This is a genomic window from Xanthomonas cucurbitae (assembly GCF_002939885.1).
Lineage (GTDB): Bacteria > Pseudomonadota > Gammaproteobacteria > Xanthomonadales > Xanthomonadaceae > Xanthomonas > Xanthomonas cucurbitae.
The window spans coordinates 193,917-215,200 of sequence record NZ_MDED01000001.1 but is presented as its reverse complement, the minus strand read 5'-3'; the positions used below and the strand labels follow the sequence as shown (position 1 = coordinate 215,200).

Sequence of the window (21,284 nt, the reverse complement as noted above, 5' to 3'; positions counted from 1 at the left end):
GCCATGAGCGATACCTTACGTGACCAGTTGCTTGGCCTGGGCTTCAAGTCCGCGCCCAAGCCCGAACGCAAACCCGACGCACGGCCTGCCGCGCGTCCACATGGCAAGGGTGGCAAGCCCGCACCCGGCGGCAACACGCCGGGTGGCCAGGGCCGGGGACCGCAGCGGCCGCACGCCGCCGCGGCCACCGACGGCGGCAACCCACGCAAACACGACGGACGGCCCGGTGGGCCGCGTCCGCCGCATGCCGCCACCGATCGGCGCGGTCCCAGGCCCGCCCGCACGCGCGAAGACATTGACCTGGCCAAGGCCTATGCGATCCGTGCGCAGCGCGAAAAGGACGAGCGCATCGAAGCGGAGCGGTTGAAGCAGGAAGAAGCCCGCCTGCGCCGCGAAGCCAAGACCAAGCTGGAAGCGCTGCTCAAGGACAAGGGCCTGAACCATGCCGAGGCCGATATCGCCCGGCATTTCCCGTATGGCGGCAAGATCAAGCGCATCTACGTCACCGCCGATCAGCTCAAGGCGCTCAACGCTGGCGAGTTGGGCGTACTGCAGCTCAACGGGCGCTATCTGCTGGTGACTGCCGAAGTACTGGCCGAAGCCGAAGCGGTGTTCGCGCCTTCGGTTGCACTGAAGGTGGACCCTGATGCACCGGCAAGCGAGGATCCGTACGCGGATCCGCAGTATCAGGTGCCTGACGATCTTGTTTGGTGATATCCGTTGGCAAGTAAGGGCCAAAACGCAGGGCGCCGCAAGGCGCCCTTTGCGTATCCAGAAGGAAATTGATGGAGAAAACAGCGGCGTTTCGTGCACCGGGAAGCGGTTACTTTGCTTATATCGATGGACTGCGTGCGATCGCCGTCCTCGCGGTGATTGTGTATCACCTGGATGCCGACTGGCTGCCGGGCGGGTTCACCGGCGTCGACGTGTTCTTCGTGATTTCCGGGTTTGTCGTCAGCGCATCGGTCGATCGCTTGCCGCGACTCGAATGGCCTGCAGAACTGGCGCGGTTCTATGCGCGACGGCTGAGGCGCATCGCGCCGGCCTTGGTGGTTTGCCTGATCGGAACCGCGCTTGTGTCGGCGTTGTTCATTCCGAAATCGTGGCTGAGCGAGGCGAGTTCCGAAACTGGCCGAATGGCATTCGTCGGCTTCAGCAACTGGGTGCTGGCTGCGGCGGGGCACGACTATTTTTCGCCACGCGCCGAATTCAATCAATACACGCAAACCTGGTCGTTGGGCATCGAAGAGCAGTTCTATCTGCTATTTCCGTGGATGTTTCTGTGCTGGAGGCGGGGCGGTAGTGGACGCCTTTGGTCGCTGGGTCTGTTTGTCGCTGCCACGGCTATCTCGCTGGGCTATGCGTGGCTGAGAGCGCGCTCGCCCGATCAGGCAGCCACCACGTTCTATCTCACGACGGCGCGCTTCTGGCAGCTGGGTGTCGGTGTGGTGACGTATCAGGCCCTGGTATTGTTGCGTGGTCGGCATGGTCAGTGCCTGTTCGATCGCGGGATTTCCATGCCGGCGCCATTACGCGCGCTGCTGCTGCTGACGGCGCTGGCCTGTGTTGCTTACGGACTACGCTACGCGCGCCCAGGGCATTCGCCATGGAGTGATGGTGCATGGCCGGTGCTGGGAGCGTCCGGGCTGCTGTTGCTGTTGCATCGTCAAGCGGATAACCCGATAGGGCGGCTGTTGTCCGCAGCGCCGATGCTGGCCGTCGGACGTCTTTCGTATTCTCTGTATTTGTGGCATTGGCCGGTACTGGTGGTGCTGCGCTGGACGATTGGCCTGGATGCCTTCGCGACCAAGATGGTCGCGTTGCTGCTCACAGGGCTGTGCGCCATCGCCTCTTATCGCTGGGTCGAACTTCCCTGGCGTCATCGTCGTCTGAAGGTTGCAGCCAACGCCAGGTTGCTGGGGGTCGGTGTCGGCGCGCTGGTGCTCGCTGCCGGCGTGCAGCTGCTGGTGATAAAGACACAGCCCTATACCTCGCTCAGTGTGGTGAGCCGCAATCCGGGTGATTGGTATGCATACGCGCGTGGTCTGGATCAGGAAATTCCAGACTGCGAACTGTCGACCAGGAGCGTGTCGATCGGCGGATGGCGCACCAAGATATTCTCGCGCGGAACGTGCGTACTGCCGGTACACAACCATCGGCAGATCTTTGTGCTCGGCGACTCGCATGCGTTGTCCTACAGCGAAATGCTGCGCCGGTTCACCGTGATGGAAGGTGGCAGTGTGCGCCTTTACGGTGCCGCCGGTTGCGCGATTGCGCCAATGACGCCTGATCCGGGTGCGGCACGTTGTCGAGCATTCGTGCGGCAGATGCTGGACGACGTCATTGCCAATGCGCGTCCCGGTGATGTGCTGTTCCTTCCGGGACTGAGGGTGCCGCGTCTGGCCGAGCAGGACCAATTGTTCGATCTGTCTTTCAATACGTCCCGCTTGCATAGCGCGCAGGCGAGAGCACAGCGGCAACTGGAGGCAGAAGCGACAATCACATTGCTGGAGCCAGTGCAGGCCAACGGCGTGCACATCGTGCTGGAAGCACCCAAGCCGGTGCTCAAGGCGCCGGCATACCGGTGCTCTGACTGGTTCAACCGCGACAACCCCATTTGCGTCAACGGAATGCAGATCGAACGCAGTGTGATGGAACGCTACCGAGCGCCTGCGCTGGACGGGTTGCGCCAGATCGTGGTGGGGTTGGAGCGAGCCACCTTGTGGGATCCACTACCGCTGCTATGCGATGCGCATTGGTGCACGCCGGCCCTGCAGGGCAGGCCGTTATTCTTCGACGCCGATCATGTCAGTGGCTACGGCAACCGCGTGCTATTGCCCGACTTCACCGCGCATCTGCGCGCCTTGCCGGCGCAGAGGGTGGCCGGTCAGTAGGCGGCGCAGCGCGCTATACATGCCGGTCACGGCCGCAGCGGCAGCATGCGCGTCATTGCCGGTCCACGCAGCCAGGCATAGGCAGCTGCGTTGTCGCTCACTTTCTGCCGATGGTGCCGCGTATGTCCCAGTCCTCCCACGTTGTGCAAATTCGCGCCGTTGCGCAGGCGTCGTCGATGCCTGCTGCTGCGCTCAGTGGCCTGCGGCCACAGGCGGGTCGCTACCTCGCATTGGCCGGCGCCATAGTGCTGTTGTGCCTGGCTAGTCGACAGGCTTCCGCGCAGGCGGAGGATCCACCTGCATTCGATCGCCCCGGCCTTCCGTTTGCCGCCGACGTGTTGCAGCCCGGCGCGTTCGCCTGGGAGCAGGGCTTGCCGGATGCAAGTACCGACCGAGCCGATGGTCAGCGCACGACGCTCTACACCGCTGACACCGTGCTGCGTCTGGGGCTATCGCAACATGTGGAGCTGCAGCTCGGCAGCGACAGTTACAACTGGCAGCACGGCGGTGGCGCGCGCGTGCGCGGCGGAGGCGATAGCCATGTCGGGCTGAAGGTGGCCTTGCCGTCGCGCTCGGACAGCTTTCATTGGGCGGCGCTAGGCACCTATAGCGTGCCGACCGGCAGCCCCGCCTTCAGCGACGGCCATGCGCGCGAACTGGGGGTGACTGCATCCTGGGACCTTGCCCAACAACGTGCGCTGGCGCTGTACATCAACTATGCGCGTGACGATGACGGGCACAACTGGACCTTCGCGCCCAACTACACGTTCTTTTCCGGCGAACGCTTCAGCAGTTATGTGGAAGCGGGCGTGCAGACCGGCAGCGAGCACTCGCGTGTCGCCGGTGTCGGTGCTGCCTGGCAGTTGCCGCACGCAATGCAACTGGATGTCTCGGTCCTGCGCGGGCTGACATCGGAAAGCCCGGATTGGCAGGGTGGGCTCGGGTTGTCGATCGCCTTCCAGTAACGGGCTTGTTCGGCTCGACATAGGCACAGCGCCGCGCGACGAGGCCGTGCGCGCACGCAAGCCTCCAAAGCAGCAGTGCTGCGTGAGGACGTCGGCTGTCAGATGGGGGGGGTCGATGCTGCACTGCCGCATGCATTGGGAGCGAGGAAAAGGCTTAATTGGATCGATCCAATTTCAGTCCATTGCATGCACGATGTCCACTCAGCGGGGGCGGGCGCTTGACGCGTTCCAGGCAGGTGCCGGCCGCGCCGGAGGCGGGCCAGACGCGCCCGGCGCGCCGTGGCGCGGTGACGCTGCGCGATATCGCCGGCGCGCTCGGCGTCTCGCGTGCCACCGTGTCGCTGGTGCTGCGTGGTAGCCCGCTGGTGCATGCCACGACCCGTGCACGGGTGGAAGCCGAGCTGGATCGGCAGCATTACGTCTATAACCGCGCTGCGGCCAATCTGCGGCAGCGCACCTCGTCCAGCATCGCGCTGGTCATCAACGATCTGTCCAATCCGTTCTTTGCCGAATTTGCGGCAGGTGTGGACGAGGCGCTGGGCGCGGCCGGGTATGTGACCCTGCTGGGCAGCACTGGCGAATCGACGCAGCGCCAGCATGCGGTGCTGACCTCGCTGATGGAGCACACCCCGGCCGGCATCATCCTCTCGCCCGCAGAAGGCAGCCAGGCACAGGCGCTGGCGCAGGTGGTCGGCCGCCAGCGCAACGTGGTGCTGTTCAACCGCGAAGTGGAAGGGGCGGGGTGGGATCTGCTGGCGCTGGACAACGAGCAGGGCGCCTTGCTCGCCTGTACCCATCTGATCGCGCAAGGACATCGGCAGATCGTGTTCTTCGGTGGCCATGCCGATTCCAGCTCATGCCGGCAGCGTCGCGCCGGCTACACGCGGGCAATGTCCGTGGCCGGGCTGGCGGTGCAGTATGTCGAATCGGCACCCAATCGCCAGGATGCCGCGTTGTGTGGCGCACGCATGCTCGATGGCGGCACGCACGGCGCCACTGCGGCGGTCTGCTACAACGATAGCGTTGCGCTGGGCCTGATGGCGGCCCTGGCGATGCGCGGCGTCGTGCCGGGGCGCGACTTCGCGGTGACCGGCTTCGACGATATCGCCGAGGCCGCGCTGTTCACGCCGGCGCTGACCACCCTGGCTGCCGATCCGCGCGCGCGTGGCCGTCAGGCTGCGCAACTGGTGCTGCAACGCATCGGCAGCCCCGACCTGGCGGTGCAGCGGCTCACCGCCGCGGTGGCGCTGAAGGTTCGCGCCAGCAGCGCCTGCGCGCCCATCGCTGCGGTCTTGCCCGCGCCTTTACGCCGTTCTCCCACCCATTCCCCCACCAAGGCCTCCGGCCGCTGACCAGGCAACTCCTATGGTTTCCCTTTCCACGCAATCCCCTGTGCCAAGCGGCAACAAGGCGCCCGTCAACAACCGCGTCGCGTTGTCGGTGGTCACCACGATCTTCTTCATGTGGGGCTTTCTCACCTGCCTCAACGACATCCTGATTCCGCATTTGAAGTCGGTGTTCGAGCTCAATTTCGCCCAGGCGATGCTGGTGCAGTTCACCTTTTTCGGCGCGTATTTCCTGATGTCGCTGCCGGCCGGTTGGCTGGTGAACCGGCTGGGCTACAAGCAGGGCATCGTGGCCGGGCTGGCCGTGGCGGCGGTCGGTGCCCTGGGCTTCTGGCCGGCGGCGGAGCTGCGTGTGTACGGCGCATTCCTCGGTGCGCTGTTCGTGCTGGCCACCGGCATCACCATCCTGCAGGTGGCGGCCAATCCCTATGTCGCGTTGCTGGGGCCAGAACGCAGCGCGTCCAGCCGGCTGACCCTGGCGCAGGCGCTCAATTCACTCGGCACCGCGATCGCGCCGTTGCTGGGCGGTTGGTTGATCCTGTCCAACAAGGTGATGAGCAGCGACGCGCTCAAGGCGCTGCCGGAACCCGAGCAGCTTGCCTACCGCGTGCAGGAAGCGCAGGCGGTGCAGGGCCCGTACATCGGCCTGGGCGTGGTGCTGTTCCTGCTGGCGATCTTCGTGTTCCTGTTCCGCCTGCCGGCATTGACTGACGCCGGCGCGCAGAAGCAAGAAAGCAAGCATTCGTTGCTGGATGCGCTGCGCCACCCGCATGTGCGCTTCGGCGTGCTGGCGATCTTCTTCTATGTCGGTGCGGAAGTGGCCATCGGCAGCCTGATGGTCAATTACTTCTCGTTGCCGGAGATCGGCGGGTTCACCGAGCGCGAGGCGACCAAGTACGTCTCGGCCTACTGGACGCTGGCAATGATCGGCCGCTTCGTCGGCTCGGCATTGCTGGCCAAGTTGTCGCCGCGCGTGCTGTTGTCGGTGTTTGGGGCGATCAACGTGCTGTTGCTGGGCGCGACCATGCTCAGCGGCGGCATGCTGGCGGTGTATGCGCTGGTGGCGATCGGGCTGTTCAATTCCATCATGTTCCCGACCATCTTCACCCTGGGCATCGAGCGCCTGGGCGCGCTGACCGGCCGCGCCTCCAGCCTGTTGATCATGGCCATTGTCGGTGGCGCGATCGTGCCGTACCTGCAGGGCCTGCTGGCCGACCGCATCGGCCTGCAGGAATCGTTCGTGCTGCCGCTGGTGTGCTACCTGTACATCGTGTTCTATGGCATCTGGGGTTCGCGCCTGCGTGGCGCCCTGGCGGAGGCGCGCGCATGAGTGCGGTCAGGAATCAGGTGATCTGCTTCGGCGAAGCCTTGATCGACATGCTGGCCTTGCCGCAGGCCGCCAGCGACGATGCGCGTACCTTCGCGCAATACGCCGGTGGTGCGCCGGCCAACGTGGCGGTGGCGGTGGCCAAGCTCGGCGGCGCGGCGCATTTTGTCGGCATGCTGGGCCGCGACATGTTTGGCGACTTCCTGCTGCAGAGCCTGCAGCAGGCAGGCGTGGCCACCGACGGCATCGTGCGCACCGACCAGGCCAAGACTGCGCTGGCGTTCGTCGCACTCGATGCCGCAGGCGAGCGCAGTTTCAGTTTCTACCGGCCGCCGGCGGCGGACCTGCTGTTCCGCGCCGACCATTTCGCCGCCGACGGCTTCGCGCAGGCAGCGGTGCTGCATGTGTGCTCCAACAGCATGACCGAGCCGGAGATCGCGCAGTGCACGCTCGATGGCATGCGCCGCGCGCGCGCGGCCGGCGCCATCGTCAGCCTGGACCTCAACCTGCGCCCGATGCTGTGGCCGCAGGACGTGAACCCGGCGCCGGTCCTGTGGGAGGCGCTGGCGCTGGCTGATGTGGTCAAGCTCTCGCGCGAAGAACTCGACTATCTGGCCGGCACCTTGAAGGCCGACGCTGGCGCGGTGACGCAGAAGCTGTGGCAGGGGCAGGCGCGTTGGCTGCTGGTCACCGACGGCGGTGGCCCGGTGCATTGGCAGACGCGTACCGATACGGGCCAGGTGCCAACCTTCGAGGTGCAGGTGCGCGACAGCACTGCGGCGGGCGATGCCTTCGTCGGCGGCCTGCTGTACCAGCTGGCAGCGCGTGCAATTCCGCTTGAGCAGCTGTGCGGCGACCCTACGACGATGGCCGAGGTGATCCGCTTCGCCGCCGCCGTCGGTGCGTTGGCGGTGACGCGCAAGGGCGCGTTTGCAGCGATGCCCGGCATCGATGACGTCCATACCCTGATCCAGGAACAAGCATGAGCCCGTTGCCCGCTTCCCCCACACCCGATTTCCGTTCGGCCGACGTCCTGCGCCAGCACATCGCCGACACCATGGCGTTCTACCACCCGCGCGCGATCGATCCGGCCGGTGGCTTCTTCCAGTATTTCAAGGATGACGGCAGCATCTACGATGCCGGGCACCGGCATCTGGTGAGCAGTACGCGCTTCGTCTTCAACTATGCGATGGCCTACCGCGAATTCGGTAACCCCGAGTATCTGGAAGCCGTGCGTCACGGCCTGGATTACCTGCGCAACGTGCATCGCAATGCCGCCACCGGCGGTTATGCCTGGACGCTGCGCGATGGCGTGGTGGAAGACGACATGAACCATTGCTACGGCGTGGCGTTCGTGCTGCTGGCGTATTCGTGCGGGCTGAAGACCGGCATCGCCGAGGCGCGTGCGTGGATGGACGAAACCTGGCAGCTGCTGGAGAAACACTTCTGGGAGCCGGAATTCGGCTTGTACCGCGATGAAGCCGATGCCCAGTTCAACTTCACCACGTATCGCGGCCAGAACGCCAACATGCACATGTGCGAGGCGATGATCGCCGCGTACGAGGCCAGCGGCGAGCAGCGCTATCTCGATCGCGCATTGCAGCTGGCCGACAACATGACCCGGCGTCAGGCGGCCAAGGCCGATGGTCTGGTGTGGGAGCATTACGACCCGCAGTGGAACATCGATTGGGACTATAACCGCGACAATCCCAAGCATCTGTTCCGTCCCTGGGGCTTCCAGCCAGGCCACCAGACCGAATGGGCCAAGCTGCTGATGCTGCTGGATCGTTATGCACCCATGGACTGGTTGTTGCCGACCGCGCAACACCTGTTCGACGTGGCGGTGGAGCGTTCGTGGGATGCGCAGCGCGGCGGGCTGTACTATGGCTTCGCGCCGGATGGCCAGGTGTGCGACGACGACAAGTATTTCTGGGTGCAGGCTGAGTCGCTGGCTGCGGCGGCCTTATTGGCACAACGCAGTGGCGATGAACGCTATTGGCAGTGGTACGACAAGCTGTGGGACTACTCGTGGAAGCACATGATCGACCACCGTTACGGTGCGTGGTATCGCATCCTGGATGCGGACAACCGCAAGTACAGCGACGAGAAGAGCCCGGCCGGCAAGACCGATTACCACACCATGGGTGCCTGCCACGAAGTGCTGAACGTGCTGCGCCCGGCGACTTGATGCGCATGTGATCTCGTAGGAGCGCACCTGGGCGCGATGGGGCTTTACCGGTACGGCCTCGTCGCGCCCAGGTGCGCTCCTACACCGGTACAGCCCCGTCGCGCCCGGGTGCGCTCCTACGCTTGCGTGCCGTGCTTATTCGGGGTCGTAATCCAGATTGGACGCCAGCCAGCGTTCGGCCAACGCCAGGGTGATGCCCTTGCGCTTGGCGTAATCGGCAACCTGTTCCTTGGCCAGCCGCCCGACTACGAAGTACTGGCTCCTGGGATGGCTGAAGTAATAGCCCGACACCGCTGCAGTGGGCAGCATGGCAAAGCTCTCGGTCAGCGACATGCCGGCATGCCGCTCGGCGGCGAGCAAGTCGAATAACGTGCGCTTTTCGCTGTGTTCGGGGCAGGCCGGATAGCCGGGTGCCGGGCGGATGCCGCGATAGCGTTCGGCGATCAGCGCCTCGTTGTCCAGGTGCTCATCGTCCACATAGCCCCAGAACTCGGTGCGCACACGCTGATGCAGGCGCTCGGCCAGCGCTTCGGCCAGACGGTCGGCCAGGGCCTTGAGCAGGATGGAGTTGTAGTCGTCGTGCGCGGCTTCGAAGCGGGCGATGTGCGGATCGATACCAAGGCCGGCCGTGACCGCGAACGCGCCGATCCAGTCCTGCTTGCCGCTGTCCTTGGGCGCGATGAAATCGGCCAGGCAGAAATCCGGGCGATCGATGGGTTTGTCGACTTGCTGGCGCAAGAAATGCAGGGAATGGGGAATGGAGAATCGGGAGTGGTCGGGTGCCGATGCATCGCCTTGCGATTCCCGATTCCCGATTCCAGATTGCGAAGGCTCTGTCAGCACCACAACATCATCGCCTACCGCATTGGCCGGCCACAGCCCGAACACCGCCTTGGCCGTGAGCCATTTTTCGGCAACGATCTGCTTGAGCATGCGCCGCGCATCGCGATACAGCTCGCTGGCCTGGGGGCCGACGAGCTCGTCGCTGAGGATGGCCGGAAACTTGCCGGCCAGTTCCCAGGCCTGGAAGAACGGGGTCCAGTCGATCAGCTCCACCAACTCGGCCAGCGGGTAGTCGTCGAAGACGTGCAGGCCCGGCTGGCGCGGCGTGAGCGGCGTGTAGTTGCTCCAATCGCCATCGAACCTTTGCGCGCGCGCCTTGTCCAGCGACACCAGCCGCTTGGCATCGCCACGGTTGCGATGACGCGCGCGGATCTCCGCGTAGTCGGCATCGTTGGCGGCCACGAACGCCTGGCGCAGGTCGCGCGAAATCAGCGATTGCGCCACGCCCACGGCGCGCGAGGCATCCTTTACCCACACGGTGGGTGCACTGTAGTGCGGGTCGATCTTCAGCGCGGTGTGCGCGCGCGAGGTGGTGGCACCACCGATCAACAAGGGAATCTCGAAGCCCTGGCGCTGCATCTCGCGTGCGACGTGCGACATCTCTTCCAGCGAGGGTGTAATCAGCCCGGACAGCCCGATCAGATCCGCATGCTCTTCGCGCGCGCGGTCCAGGATCACCTGCGCACTGACCATCACACCCAGGTCCACCACATCGAAGTTGTTGCAGGCCAGTACCACGCCGACGATGTTCTTGCCGATGTCGTGCACATCGCCCTTGACCGTGGCCATGATGATCTTGCCGTTGGACTTGCCAACATCGCCGGTGCGCAGTTTTTCCGCTTCGATGAAGGGCAGCAGGTAGGCGACGGCTTTTTTCATCACGCGTGCGGACTTGACCACCTGCGGCAGGAACATCTTGCCGGCGCCGAACAGGTCGCCGACAACATTCATGCCGTCCATCAGCGGGCCTTCGATCACATCCAGCGGGCGGGTGGACTGCTGGCGCGCCTCTTCGGTATCCGTTTCCACATAGGCGTCGATACCGTGCACCAGTGCATGCGCCAGACGTGCATGCACCGGCTTGTCACGCCAGGCCAGGTCTTCGGCTTTCGATGCCCCCTTGGTGCCCTTGTAGCGCTCGGCGATGTCCAGCAACCGTTCGGTGCCGTCGCGGCGCCGGTTGAGGATCACGTCCTCCACGCGCTCGCGCAGTTCCGGATCCAGCTCGTCGTAGATCGGCATGCCGCCGGCATTGACGATGCCCATGTCCATGCCGGCCTTGATCGCATGGAACAGGAACACCGAATGGATCGCCTGGCGCACGCTTTCGTTGCCACGGAACGAGAACGACACGTTGGAGACGCCGCCGGAGATATGGCAGTGCGGCAGCGTGCGCTTGATCTCGCGCGTGGCCTCGATGAAGTCCACCGCGTAGTTGTCGTGTTCCTCGATGCCGGTGGCCACGGCAAAGATGTTCGGATCGAAGATGATGTCTTCCGGCGGGAAGCCCACCTGCTCGGTCAGCACGGTGTAGGCGCGCGTGCAGATTTCCACCTTGCGCGCGCAGGTATCGGCCTGGCCCACTTCATCGAAGGCCATCACCACTGCGGCAGCGCCGTAGCGAAGTACCTTGCGCGCCTGTTCGATGAAGACCGCTTCGCCTTCCTTGAGCGAGATCGAATTGACCACGCTCTTGCCTTGCAGGCATTTCAGGCCGGCTTCGATCACCGTCCACTTGGACGAATCCACCATTACCGGGATGCGCGCGATGTCCGGCTCGGACATGATGAGGTTGAGAAAGCGGGTCATCGCCTTTTCGGAATCGATCAGGCCTTCGTCCATGTTGACGTCGAGGATCTGCGCGCCGTTGGCGACCTGCTGGCGCGCCACCTCTACCGCCTCTTCGTAGCGCTCTTCCTTGATGAGTTTGCGGAACTGCGCGCTGCCGGTCACGTTGGTGCGCTCGCCGACGTTGACGAACAGCAGGTCCGGGGTGATGACCAGCGGCTCCAGCCCGGACAGGCGGGTGTAGCGGGGAGTGCTCATGCAAGCCTCTGCTGGACGGTGGCGGCGCGATCGGTCTTGGTGGATTGGTGTCTATGGCCCTGCGATGGCGTGCGGTGGAATGCGGCCCTCATCCGGCGCTGCGCGCCACCTTCTCCCGCAAGCGGGAGAAGGGTGATTGGCTGCGCACGGCCGTTCTTTGTGGCGAGCCAAGCCATGGGCTGTCCTTCTCCCGCAAGCGGGAGAAGGGTGATTGGCTGCGCACGGCCGTTCTTTGTGGCGAGCCAAGCCATGCGCTGTCCTTCTCCCGCAAGCGGGAGAAGGGTGATTGGCTGCGCACGGCGCATCTTTGTGGCGAGCCAAGCCATGCGCTGTCCTTCTCCCGCAGGCGGGAGAAGGGTGATTGGCTGCGCACGGCGGTTCTTTGTGGCGAGCCAAGCCATGCGCTGTCCTTCTCCCGCAGGCGGAAAAAGGGTGATTGGCTGCGCACGGCGCATCTTTGCGGCAAGCCAAGCCATGTTCTGTCCTTCTCCCGCAGGCGGGAGAAGGTGCCCGAAGGGCGGATGAGGGCCTGCCGTGCGCATCACGCCACCAGCTCCTGCCCACCAGGCAATTGCCGAGGCGGCAGATCGGCCACCGCCTCGGCGATGGCGCGGATGTGATCGGGCGAGGTGCCGCAGCACCCCCCGACCAGATTGAGCAAGCCGGCCTGCGCAAACTCGCGCAATGTCTCCGCCATCTCTTCAGGGGTTTCGTCGTACTCGCCAAATGCATTCGGCAGGCCGGCATTCGGATGCGCGCTCACATAGCCGTCGGCGATCTGCGCCAGCGTCTCCACATGCGGGCGCAGGTCCTTGGCGCCCAGCGCGCAGTTCAGGCCCACCGACAACGGTCGCCCGTGCGCCACGGAGGCATAGAACGCTTCGGCGGTCTGTCCGGACAGGGTGCGCCCGGACGCATCGGTGATGGTGCCGGAGATCATCACCGGCAGGCGCCCGCCGCGCGTTTCGAAGACTTCTTCGATGGCGTACAGCGCCGCCTTGGCATTGAGGGTGTCGAAGATGGTTTCCACCATCAAGGTGTCGGCGCCGCCGTCGATCAAGCCCTCGATCGCCTCGCGATAGGTCTGCCGCAGTGCATCGAAGCTGGTATTGCGATAGCCGGGGTCGTTGACGTCGGGGCTGATCGAGGCGGTGCGGCTGGTCGGGCCGAGCACGCCAATGACAAAACGCGGCTTGTGCGGGGTCAGTGCTTCGACCGCATCGCAACAGCTGCGTGCAACCTGGGCACCGGCCTTGTTCAACTCATAGACCAGGTGTTCCAGGTGATAGTCGGCCTGGCTCACCGAGGTGGCGTTGAAGGTGTTGGTCTCCAGCAGGTCGGCACCGGCATCCAGGTAGGCGCGGTGGATGCCGGCGATGATCTCCGGGCGCGTCAGCAGCAGCAGGTCGTTGTTGCCCTTCAGGTCATGCCCTTCCGGCGCATGTGCGTGATCGCACCCCGGCCCATGCACATGCGCGCTGTCGTAGCCCTCGGCAAAGCGGGTGCCGCGGTAATCCGGCTCCTGCAGATCGTGGCGCTGGATCATGGTGCCCATTGCGCCATCGATGATGAGGATGCGCTCGCGCAACGCGGCAGTGAGCTTGGCAGCACGCTCCGGATGCAGCCACGGCAGCGAGAACGGGATTGGGGATTGGGGATTGGGGATTGCAGCGGGCGTCATGATGCGATTCTCCGAGAGGCAGTGGCGCTGCTTTCAACGATTCCCGATTCCCGATTCCCGATTCCCGGCTTCACAGCAATCAACGAGATCACCTCGAAATGCGGCGGCCGCTTTTCGCGCGTTACCGTCTCCAGGCTGGACACGTCCAGCCCCGCTTTCTCGACGAACTTGCGCAATTCCTTGGCGGCAAAACCCAGGTTGACGTGGCCGTAGGCATGTACGGCGGCGCGGTGTTCGTGCTTGGCCAGGCTGCACAGCAGCAGGCGGCCGCCGGGGCGCAGCACGCGCGCCGATTCGGCCACGGCCTGCGCCGGCTTGGCGGCATAGGTGAGTGCATGCATCAGCACCACCAGGTCGAAGCTGGCATCGGGGAACGGCAGCGCATGCATGTCGCCTTCGCGCACTTCCACGTTGCGCAGCTTGCGCAGACGCTCGCTGGCGGCGGCCACCACGCGCGCACTGGTGTCGATGCAGATGTAGCGGGTGGCGTGCGGGGCCACCAGTTCGGCCAGCACGCCATCGCCAGAGGCAATGTCGAGTACGTCGCCGGTTTCCAGCAACGGCAGCGCCGTGCGCGCCAGCGCTTCCCAGGTGCGCCCGGGCGAGTAGTGGCGCTCCATGTCGCCGGCCACCGAATCGGCCCAGTTCTGGTCGGCGGCGCGGTTGGCCAACACGGCGGCCACGCGCTCGCCATCCTGGCGCAGCAGCGGGTCGTCGCTGCCAGTGCTCAGCGCCAGCCACAGCGCACGCTGGGCCGGGTCCAGCGACACCTCATCGAAGCGGTAGTAGGCGGACACACCGGCGCGGCGGTCGCGCACGAGCCCGGCTTCCTTGAGCTTGGCCAGGTGGGTGGACACCCGCGGCTGGGCCAGGCGGGTGATGGCCGACAGCTCGGCCACGGTGAGTTCTTCCTGTTCCAGCAGGGCCAGCAGGCGGACACGGGTGGCGTCGGCGAATACTTTCAGGCGGGCCGACCAGTCTTCCAGATCCATGAATATCTCTATATCGCGATATGGAGATATTTTCGGCCGGGCAGGGGGTGGGGTCAACTACATACGCATGCGAATGGTTGTGGCTACAATGGGCGCACAGCCAATCCCCGGGAGGGGTCGAACGTGGATTTCAGCTTTACCGAAGAACAACGGATGATCCAGGACGTGGCACGCCGGATCGGCCAGGAAAAGATCGCCCTCAGTGCCGAGCAGTTCGATCGCAGCGGCGAGTTTCCGCTGGAGAATATCCAGCTGCTGGGCGAGAACGGCCTGATGGGCATCGAGGTGCCGGCCGAGTACGGCGGCGCCGGCATGGACCCGATCAGCTATGCACTGGCGATGATCGAGATCGCCGCCGCCGACGGCGCGCATTCCACCATCATGTCGGTCAATAACTCGCTGTTCTGCACCGGCATCCTGAAGAACGGCACCGAAGCGCAGAAGCAGCGCTACGTGCGCGCGATTGCCGAAGGCACCCACATCGGCGCTTTCGCACTGACCGAGCCGCAGTCCGGCTCCGATGCCTCGGCAATGCGCTGCCGCGCGGTCAAGCAGGGCGATGGCAGCTTCGTCGTCAACGGCAAGAAGAGCTGGATCACCTCCGGTCCGGTGGCCAAGTACATCGTGCTGTTCGCGGTGACCGAGCCGGACAAGGGCTCGCGCGGCATCACCGCGTTCATGGTCGATACCGAGCGCGCCGGCTTCCATCGCGGCAAGACCGAGCCCAAGCTGGGCATCCGCGCCTCGGCCACCTGCGAGATCGAGTTCGCCGACTATGTGGCGCAGCCGGACGAGGTGTTGGGCACCGAGGGCGAGGGCTTCAAGACCGCGATGAGCGTGCTGGATGCCGGGCGCATCGGCATTGCCTCGCAGGCGGTAGGCATCGCGCGTGCCGCCTATGAAGCCACGCTGGCCTACGTGAAGGAACGCCAGGCGTTCGGCGCGGCGATCGGTACCTTCCAGATGACCCAGGCCAAGATCGCCGACATGAAGTGCAAGCTGGATGCGGCGCTGCTGCTCACGCTGCGCGCGGCCTGGCTCAAGGGGCAGGGCAAGAAGTTCGGCACCGAGGCGGCCGTGGCCAAGCTCACCGCGTCGGAGGCGGCGATGTGGATCACCCACCAGGCGGTGCAGATCCACGGTGGCATGGGCTACTCGAAGGAAATGCCGCTGGAGCGTTACTTCCGCGACGCCAAGATCACCGAGATCTACGAAGGCACCTCCGAGATTCAACGCCTGGTGATCGCGCGCGGGGAGACCGGGCTGCGCTGAGCGGCCCATCCGGTGCGTCTCGTAGGAGCGTGCCTGCGCGCGACTTGGCGTTATCGATAACGCTTCGTCGCGCGCAGGCACGCTCCTACGAAACGCTGGCGCGCTTGTCGTTGGCCGCGTGCGCAGACCACAATCGCCGCTACCCCGCCGCTGGTGCGCGCATGTTCCGGTCGTTGCACGCTGTGTTTTTCCGCCGTTCGCTGTCTGCCATTGCGCCTGCGCTGGTGTGCTGGGGGCTGTTGCTGGCCTGTGCCTGTGCAGGTGCGCAGACGCCCATGCCTTCGATCGAGCCCACCGACCGTCTGCAGGAGTCCTGGTGGGCGCAGCGGCATGCGCAGGTGCTGGAGCAGGTGAAGCAGCACGCCAACACGCCGCTGCTGTTGATCGGCGATTCCATCACCCAGAACTACGAGAAAGCCAAGGCGCCGGACGAAGACTTCCAGTCCACCTGGCAGACCTTCTACGGCAGCCGTGGCGCGCTCAACCTGGGTTTCAGCGGCGATGGCACCGAGAACGTGCTGTGGCGGCTGGCCAATGGCGAAGTGGACGGCCTGGCTCCCAAGGTCGCGCTGGTGCTGATCGGTACCAACAACACCGGTCATCTCGGCCAGAGCGCCGAGCAGGCCCAGCTCGGCATCGATGCGGTGGTGGCGGCCATCGAGCAGAAACTGCCACGCACCCACATCCTGCTGCTGAGCGTGCTGCCCACGGATATTTCCGCAGAGAAGTCGCGTCGCGATGCGCAGGTCAACCAGGGGCTGGCGGTGCGCTACGGCGACAACCCGCGCGTGACCTATCTGGACGTGAGCACGGTCTTCCAGCGTGCGGGCAAGCTGCGGACCGAGCTGTTCTACGACACCCGCTTCCGGCCTGCAGCCGGTGCCCTGCATCCGGACACGCAGGGCCAGCGCATGCTGGCCGAGGCGATCGAACCGACGCTGGCGCGGCTGCTTGGCGAGCCGCCGGTCAAGCCGGTGGCCGAGCTCGGGCGGGATGCGGCAACCGCGTTGATGCCGGTCGATTGGCTGGAGCAGGATTCCTACGACTGGTATGCGCGCCACCACGCAGCGCTGGCCGTGGCACGTACGCTCAAGCCGGAGGTAGTGATGATCGGCGACTCGATCACCCATTTCTGGGCCGGTCCGCCGCAGGCCACTCGCGTCAGCGGCGCGGCGTCCTGGCAGTGGTTGTACGGCAAGCGGCCGGTGCTGAACCTGGGCTTCGGCTGGGACCGCACCCAGAACGTGCTGTGGCGCATCCGCCAGGGCGAACTCGACGGCCTGGATCCGCGATGGGTGGTACTGCATATCGGCACCAACAACCTCACCGGCACTGCGCAGTCGCGCGCCAGCACCCCGGCCGAGGCGGCCCTGGGCGTGGAGGCGGTGGTCGCCGAGGTGCGCCGCCGCTTGCCCAACAGCAGGTTGATCCTGATGCAGATCATGCCGCGCGGTTTCCGTGCCGATAGCCCGCTGCGTGCGCCGATCGCCGAGACCAATCGCCTGCTGGTCGCCCGTTTCGCCAAGGACCCGTCGGTGCGGTTGCTGGATATCGGCCCGCAACTGCTGCAGGCCGACGGTTCCCTTCCCGAAGCCCTGATGCCCGACAGCACCCATCCCAGCGAAGCCGGTTATCGCATCTGGGCGCAGGCATTGCGCGCCGCCGGGATCACCGCAGTGCCGTAGGCACGACGCCGGAGGCGCTGGCCAGGCTGTCCTGGAATACTTGGGCCTTGATGCGAGATGCGCGGCGTGAATGCCGTGCCGTACAGGCGGTGACAAGACGCATCTAACAGCAGGCGCAACGTGCGCATCGATCGGTCGAGGGCGCCCGGAAGATCCGGACCCCATAAACCAGAAGACCCCCGATCGCTCGGAGGTCTTTTTAAACTGGTGCCCAGAAGAGGACTCGAACCTCCACGAAGTTGCCCCCGCTAGCACCTGAAGCTAGTGCGTCTACCAATTCCGCCACCTGGGCAGGTGAGCCGCGAATTTTGCAGACTCCCGGCTGGCTTGTCAACGGGTTTCATGCATCCATGGCCGGCCGCCGGGGCCGGCCTGCCGCCCACGCCAGGACCGCAGGGGGTACCATAAGGGCAATGACGAAGAAAAACCCCCCAGATTCCGCCCGGCCCAGCCGCCGTAAATCCGCCAGCCCGGGCGATTCCTCCACCGCCGAACAACAGAAGTTACCCGGGTGGATGCCCGACTTCCTGGTCCGCGCCGCTGCCGGTGCATCGACCAGGTCCGCCAACAAGCGCGCCGCCGCCAAGGCGGCACCGGAGCCGCCTTCCGCTCCACTGCCCGCCGCTCCGCGCGCGCCGCATCCGCGCAAGAGCGGCCCGCCGGCACCGCCGCCCGAGCGTTTTGCAGAGGCCACCGCCGCGCCTGCCACCAGTTTCAAGGACCCGCATGCCGACCGCGAGGCGCTGCGCTATGCCGAGCCGATCGCCAGCCGCGAAGCCATCCTGCAGCTGCTGGAAGCCTGCGACGGCCCGCAGACCGCCGAAGAGATCGCCGAGCAGCTCGGCCTGAGCGATCGCATCGATGCGCTGGGCAAGCGCCTGGCCGCGATGGTGCGCGAAGCGCAGCTGGTGCAGAACCGTCGCGGCGGCTATGCCCCGGTGCAGCAGACCAGCCTGATTGCCGGCGTGGTGATCGCCAATCCCGAGGGCTTTGGTTTCCTCAAGCCGGACGAGGGTGGCGACGACCTGTTCCTGCCGCCATTCGAAATGCGCAAGGTGATGCACGGCGACCGTGCATTGGCCAACGTGACCGGCATCGACCGTCGCGGCCGCCGCGAAGGTGCCATCGCCCGCGTGCTCGAACGCGGCATGTCGCGCATGCTCGGGCGCTTTTTCTACGAACACGGCGTGGCCTACGTCGATCCGGACGACAAGCGCGTGCAGCGCAACGTACAGATCGCCCCGGACGGCATCGGCGAGGCGCGCGAAGGCCAGTTGGTGGTGTGCGAGCTGATCGCACCGCCGGATGCGCGCCGCCCGGCCATCGGCAAGATCATCGCCGTGCTCGGCGACAAGCTGACCCCGTCGCTGGTGGTGGAAATGGCCATCCATGGCCATGAACTGCCGCACGAGTTCCCGCAGGAAGTGCTGGACGAAGCCGCGGCCGTGCCGTTGGTGGTCGAGCCGCAGATGATTGGCGGCCGCGTGGACCTGCGGCAGATGCCGCTGGTCACCATCGATGGCGAAGACGCCAAGGATTTCGACGACGCGGTGTACTGCGAGCCGAACGCAGACGGCTTCCGTCTGGTCGTGGCGATCGCCGACGTGTCCAACTATGTGCGTCCTGGTACGCCGCTGGACGATGAGGCGCAACAGCGTGCCACCTCGGTGTATTTCCCCGGCTTCGTGGTGCCGATGCTGCCGGAAACGCTGTCCAACGGCATCTGCTCGCTGATGCCCAGGGTCGACCGCATGTGCTTTGTCTGCGACATGCAGGTGGGCCGCGACGGCGAGGTCAGCGGCTCGCGCTTCTACGAAGCGGTGATGAATTCCCACGCACGCCTGACCTACAACCAGGTCTGGAAGGCGGTGGGCGAGGACGATGCCGACACCAAGGCCTTCATCGGCCCGCTGTTGCCGCAGGTACAGCGCCTGCATCAGCTGTATCACCTGTTGTCCAAGGCGCGCACGCACCGCGGCGCGATCGAGTTCGAAACCTCCGAAGTGCGCTTTGTGCTCGACAATACCGGCGAAGTCACCCAGGCCGGCATGCTGGTGCGCAACGACGCGCACAAGCTGATCGAAGAATGCATGATCGCCGCCAACGTGGAAGCCGCACGCTACCTGCTGAGCGTGCATGTGCCCGCGCCATACCGCGTGCATGAGCGCCCGCCGGAGAGCAAGTACGAGGACCTGCTGGAGTTCCTCAAGGAATTCCAGCTCAGCCTGCCGGCCTGGAGCAAGGTGCGCCCCGCCGATTACACCAAGCTGCTGAAGAAGGTGCGTGCGCGCCCGGATGCCGCATTGCTGGAATCGGTACTGCTGCGCAGCCAGAGCCTGGCGGTGTATTCGCCGGACAACAACGGCCACTTCGGCCTGGCGTTGGAGGCGTATGCGCACTTCACCTCGCCGATCCGCCGTTATCCGGACCTGCTGGTGCACCGCGCGATCAAGCACGCGCTGACCGGCGCCAGCCCGGAGAAGTTCATCTACACGCCGCGGCAGATGGCGGCGCTGGCGCTGCAGTGTTCCGAGCGTGGGCGGCGTGCCGACGAGGCCGAGCGCGAAGTGGATGAGCGTTACCGCGCCGCCTGGATGGAGAAGCATGTCGGTGGCCAGTTCGATGGCGTCATCAGCGGCGTGACCGGCTTCGGCCTGTTCGTGGAATTGAACGAATCCAAGGTCAACGGCCTGGTGCATGTCACCCAGCTGCCGCAGGACTATTACCAGTTCGACCCGATTCGCAAGACGCTGAGCGGCGAGCGCCGTGGTCGCGAATTCCGGCTGGGCGACCCGGTGCGCGTGCTGGTCCTCAAGGCCAGCATGGAAGAGCGCAAGATCGATTTCCGGCTGGCCGAAGAGCGCGACCCCGCCGAGGCGCCGTTGCCGCCGCGGGAAAAGCCTGCCAAGCGCAAGAAGAAGTCGCACTGATCGATCTGAGGCATGACGTTGCCGGTGGCGCAGTGCTGCCGGCAACACATCCGATCAGCAGACCCACCCGACGCGCTCGCGCGCCGTGCGGGCAGGGTGTAGCGGCAGCATCCGGGTCACGATACGGCGCAGTGGCCGGCCTGGTCGTGACGTGGCAGGCCGCAGGGCCTACCATGCCCGCTTTCATCTTTTCGTATTCCGCGCAATGAGCAAGCAGAACCAGTGGATCGTCGGCGTCAACGCCGTCGCCTCGTCCGTCGAGAATGATGCCGACAACGTGCGCGAGGTGTTGATCGAGGCCGGCAGCAAGAATCCGCGGCTGACCGAGATCGAGGAACAGGCGCGCCGCAAGGGCATCGACGTGCGCCGGGTCAATACCCAGGCGCTGGACGGCGTGGGTGGGCAGGTGCGCCACCAGGGCGTGGCTGCGCGCTATGCGGCGGCGCGGCTGTGGGCGGAAAACGAGCTGGAGGGGCTGGTCGATGCGGCCGAGGGGCGTGCGCTGGTGCTGGTGCTCGATGGCGTGCAGGACCCGCACAACCTGGGCGCCTGCCTGCGTAGCGCGGCGGCGGCGGGCGTGACCGCCGTGGTGATCCCCAAGGACAAGTCGGCCACGGTGAACGCCACCGTGCGCAAGACCTCGGCCGGTGCCGCCGACCGTATCCCGGTGGTGGCGGTGACCAACCTGGCGCGTTGCCTGCGCGATCTGCAGAAGCAGGGCGTGTGGCTGTACGGCCTGGCCGGCGAGGCCGAGGCCTCGCTGTACAGCGTAGACCTGCGCGGCAATGTCGGGCTGGTGCTGGGCGGCGAGGCCGATGGCCTGCGCCGTCTCACCCGCGAGCATTGCGACGGGCTGGTCAAGATCCCGATGCCGGGCGATATCGAGAGTCTCAACGTCTCCGTGGCCACCGGGGTAACCCTGTTCGAAGCGGTGCGCCAACGCCTGGGTCAGTGAGGATCGCGCACCCGCCGGGAGGGTGGGAGCGGTAGCGCAGCGCCGCCGCTCGCGGGCACATAGGGGGGGGCTTGGCCGGTGCACTGGCTGGCCCTTATCTGCGCAGATGGTCAGCGGGCGGTTGCCGGGGCGATGATGCCCTCGGGCTGCGTAACGCTGC

At 65.6% G+C, this 21,284-nt stretch carries 14 protein-coding genes, 1 tRNA gene and 1 pseudogene; 12 read left to right on the top strand and 4 right to left on the bottom strand.

Annotated elements, in window-relative coordinates; genetic code table 11:
- Nucleotides 1–3: 3 nt before the first annotated feature.
- The 7 genes and pseudogenes from XcuCFBP2542_RS00980 (at nucleotide 4) to XcuCFBP2542_RS00950 (ending at nucleotide 8,720) form a co-directional block, all read left to right on the top strand.
- Nucleotides 4–714 (top strand): DUF2058 domain-containing protein, encoded by a 711-nt coding sequence (locus tag XcuCFBP2542_RS00980; RefSeq protein WP_337999780.1) that lies wholly within the window; start codon nucleotides 4–6, stop codon nucleotides 712–714.
- A gap of 71 nt (nucleotides 715–785) precedes the next feature.
- Nucleotides 786–2,894 carry an acyltransferase family protein gene (locus XcuCFBP2542_RS00975; protein ID WP_104601760.1) on the top strand — a complete coding sequence of 703 codons (2,109 nt, stop codon included), beginning with the start codon at nucleotides 786–788 and terminating at the stop codon, nucleotides 2,892–2,894.
- Nucleotides 2,895–3,136: 242 nt separating this feature from the next.
- A complete protein-coding gene (locus tag XcuCFBP2542_RS00970) occupies nucleotides 3,137–3,859 on the top strand; it encodes a transporter (RefSeq protein WP_372372406.1) in 723 nt (240 codons plus the stop codon).
- Between the two features lie 263 nt (nucleotides 3,860–4,122).
- Nucleotides 4,123–5,211 (top strand): annotated as a pseudogene (locus XcuCFBP2542_RS00965) (LacI family DNA-binding transcriptional regulator); the annotation flags it as partial.
- A gap of 13 nt (nucleotides 5,212–5,224) precedes the next feature.
- A complete protein-coding gene (fucP, locus tag XcuCFBP2542_RS00960; protein WP_104601757.1) occupies nucleotides 5,225–6,535 on the top strand; it encodes an L-fucose:H+ symporter permease in 1,311 nt (436 codons plus the stop codon).
- Nucleotides 6,532–7,518: a carbohydrate kinase family protein gene (locus XcuCFBP2542_RS00955; protein WP_167526846.1), complete on the top strand. Its 987-nt coding sequence runs from the start codon at nucleotides 6,532–6,534 to the stop codon at nucleotides 7,516–7,518. The genes fucP and XcuCFBP2542_RS00955 overlap by 4 nt, the downstream gene beginning before the upstream one ends.
- Entirely contained in the window at nucleotides 7,515–8,720 is a 1,206-nt protein-coding gene (locus tag XcuCFBP2542_RS00950) for an AGE family epimerase/isomerase (RefSeq protein WP_104601755.1), read from the top strand. The genes XcuCFBP2542_RS00955 and XcuCFBP2542_RS00950 overlap by 4 nt, the downstream gene beginning before the upstream one ends.
- 135 nt (nucleotides 8,721–8,855) lie before the next feature.
- On the opposite strand, the gene metH is transcribed toward XcuCFBP2542_RS00950, so the two are convergent.
- Nucleotides 8,856–11,609, bottom strand: a complete 2,754-nt coding sequence (gene metH / locus XcuCFBP2542_RS00945; RefSeq protein WP_104601754.1) for a methionine synthase — start codon at nucleotides 11,607–11,609, stop codon at nucleotides 8,856–8,858.
- 53 nt (nucleotides 11,610–11,662) lie between these two features.
- Here metH and XcuCFBP2542_RS19505 point away from each other — a divergent pair, with 53 nt between their 5' ends.
- Nucleotides 11,663–12,229: a hypothetical protein gene (locus XcuCFBP2542_RS19505; RefSeq protein WP_158251424.1), complete on the top strand. Its 567-nt coding sequence runs from the start codon at nucleotides 11,663–11,665 to the stop codon at nucleotides 12,227–12,229.
- On the opposite strand, the gene XcuCFBP2542_RS00935 is transcribed toward XcuCFBP2542_RS19505, so the two are convergent.
- Nucleotides 12,151–13,290: a homocysteine S-methyltransferase family protein gene (locus XcuCFBP2542_RS00935; RefSeq protein WP_104601752.1), complete on the bottom strand. Its 1,140-nt coding sequence runs from the start codon at nucleotides 13,288–13,290 to the stop codon at nucleotides 12,151–12,153. The two genes, XcuCFBP2542_RS19505 and XcuCFBP2542_RS00935, sit on opposite strands and share 79 nt — an antisense overlap.
- Complete coding sequence (locus XcuCFBP2542_RS00930) at nucleotides 13,287–14,282, bottom strand: ArsR/SmtB family transcription factor (protein WP_170066927.1); 996 nt, start codon at nucleotides 14,280–14,282, stop codon at nucleotides 13,287–13,289. The genes XcuCFBP2542_RS00935 and XcuCFBP2542_RS00930 overlap by 4 nt, the downstream gene beginning before the upstream one ends.
- A gap of 153 nt (nucleotides 14,283–14,435) precedes the next feature.
- Here XcuCFBP2542_RS00930 and XcuCFBP2542_RS00925 point away from each other — a divergent pair, with 153 nt between their 5' ends.
- Together XcuCFBP2542_RS00925 and XcuCFBP2542_RS00920 are read left to right on the top strand one after the other, a co-directional pair.
- On the top strand, nucleotides 14,436–15,554 hold the full coding sequence (locus tag XcuCFBP2542_RS00925) for an acyl-CoA dehydrogenase family protein (RefSeq protein ID WP_249027590.1): 1,119 nt from the start codon (nucleotides 14,436–14,438) through the stop codon (nucleotides 15,552–15,554).
- A 161-nt stretch (nucleotides 15,555–15,715) separates the two neighbouring features.
- Nucleotides 15,716–17,239, top strand: coding sequence for a GDSL-type esterase/lipase family protein (locus XcuCFBP2542_RS00920; RefSeq protein WP_104601815.1), 1,524 nt, complete (start codon nucleotides 15,716–15,718; stop codon nucleotides 17,237–17,239).
- A 205-nt stretch (nucleotides 17,240–17,444) separates the two neighbouring features.
- Here the strand turns inward: XcuCFBP2542_RS00920 and XcuCFBP2542_RS00915 are convergent.
- Nucleotides 17,445–17,531, bottom strand: a tRNA-Leu gene (locus XcuCFBP2542_RS00915).
- 121 nt (nucleotides 17,532–17,652) lie between these two features.
- Between XcuCFBP2542_RS00915 and rnr the strand changes: the two genes are divergently transcribed.
- Nucleotides 17,653–20,169 carry a ribonuclease R gene (gene rnr / locus XcuCFBP2542_RS00910; RefSeq protein WP_104601749.1) on the top strand — a complete coding sequence of 839 codons (2,517 nt, stop codon included), beginning with the start codon at nucleotides 17,653–17,655 and terminating at the stop codon, nucleotides 20,167–20,169.
- 205 nt (nucleotides 20,170–20,374) lie between these two features.
- Nucleotides 20,375–21,124: a 23S rRNA (guanosine(2251)-2'-O)-methyltransferase RlmB gene (gene rlmB, locus XcuCFBP2542_RS00905; RefSeq protein ID WP_104601748.1), complete on the top strand. Its 750-nt coding sequence runs from the start codon at nucleotides 20,375–20,377 to the stop codon at nucleotides 21,122–21,124.
- The last annotated feature ends 160 nt before the right edge of the window (nucleotides 21,125–21,284 follow it).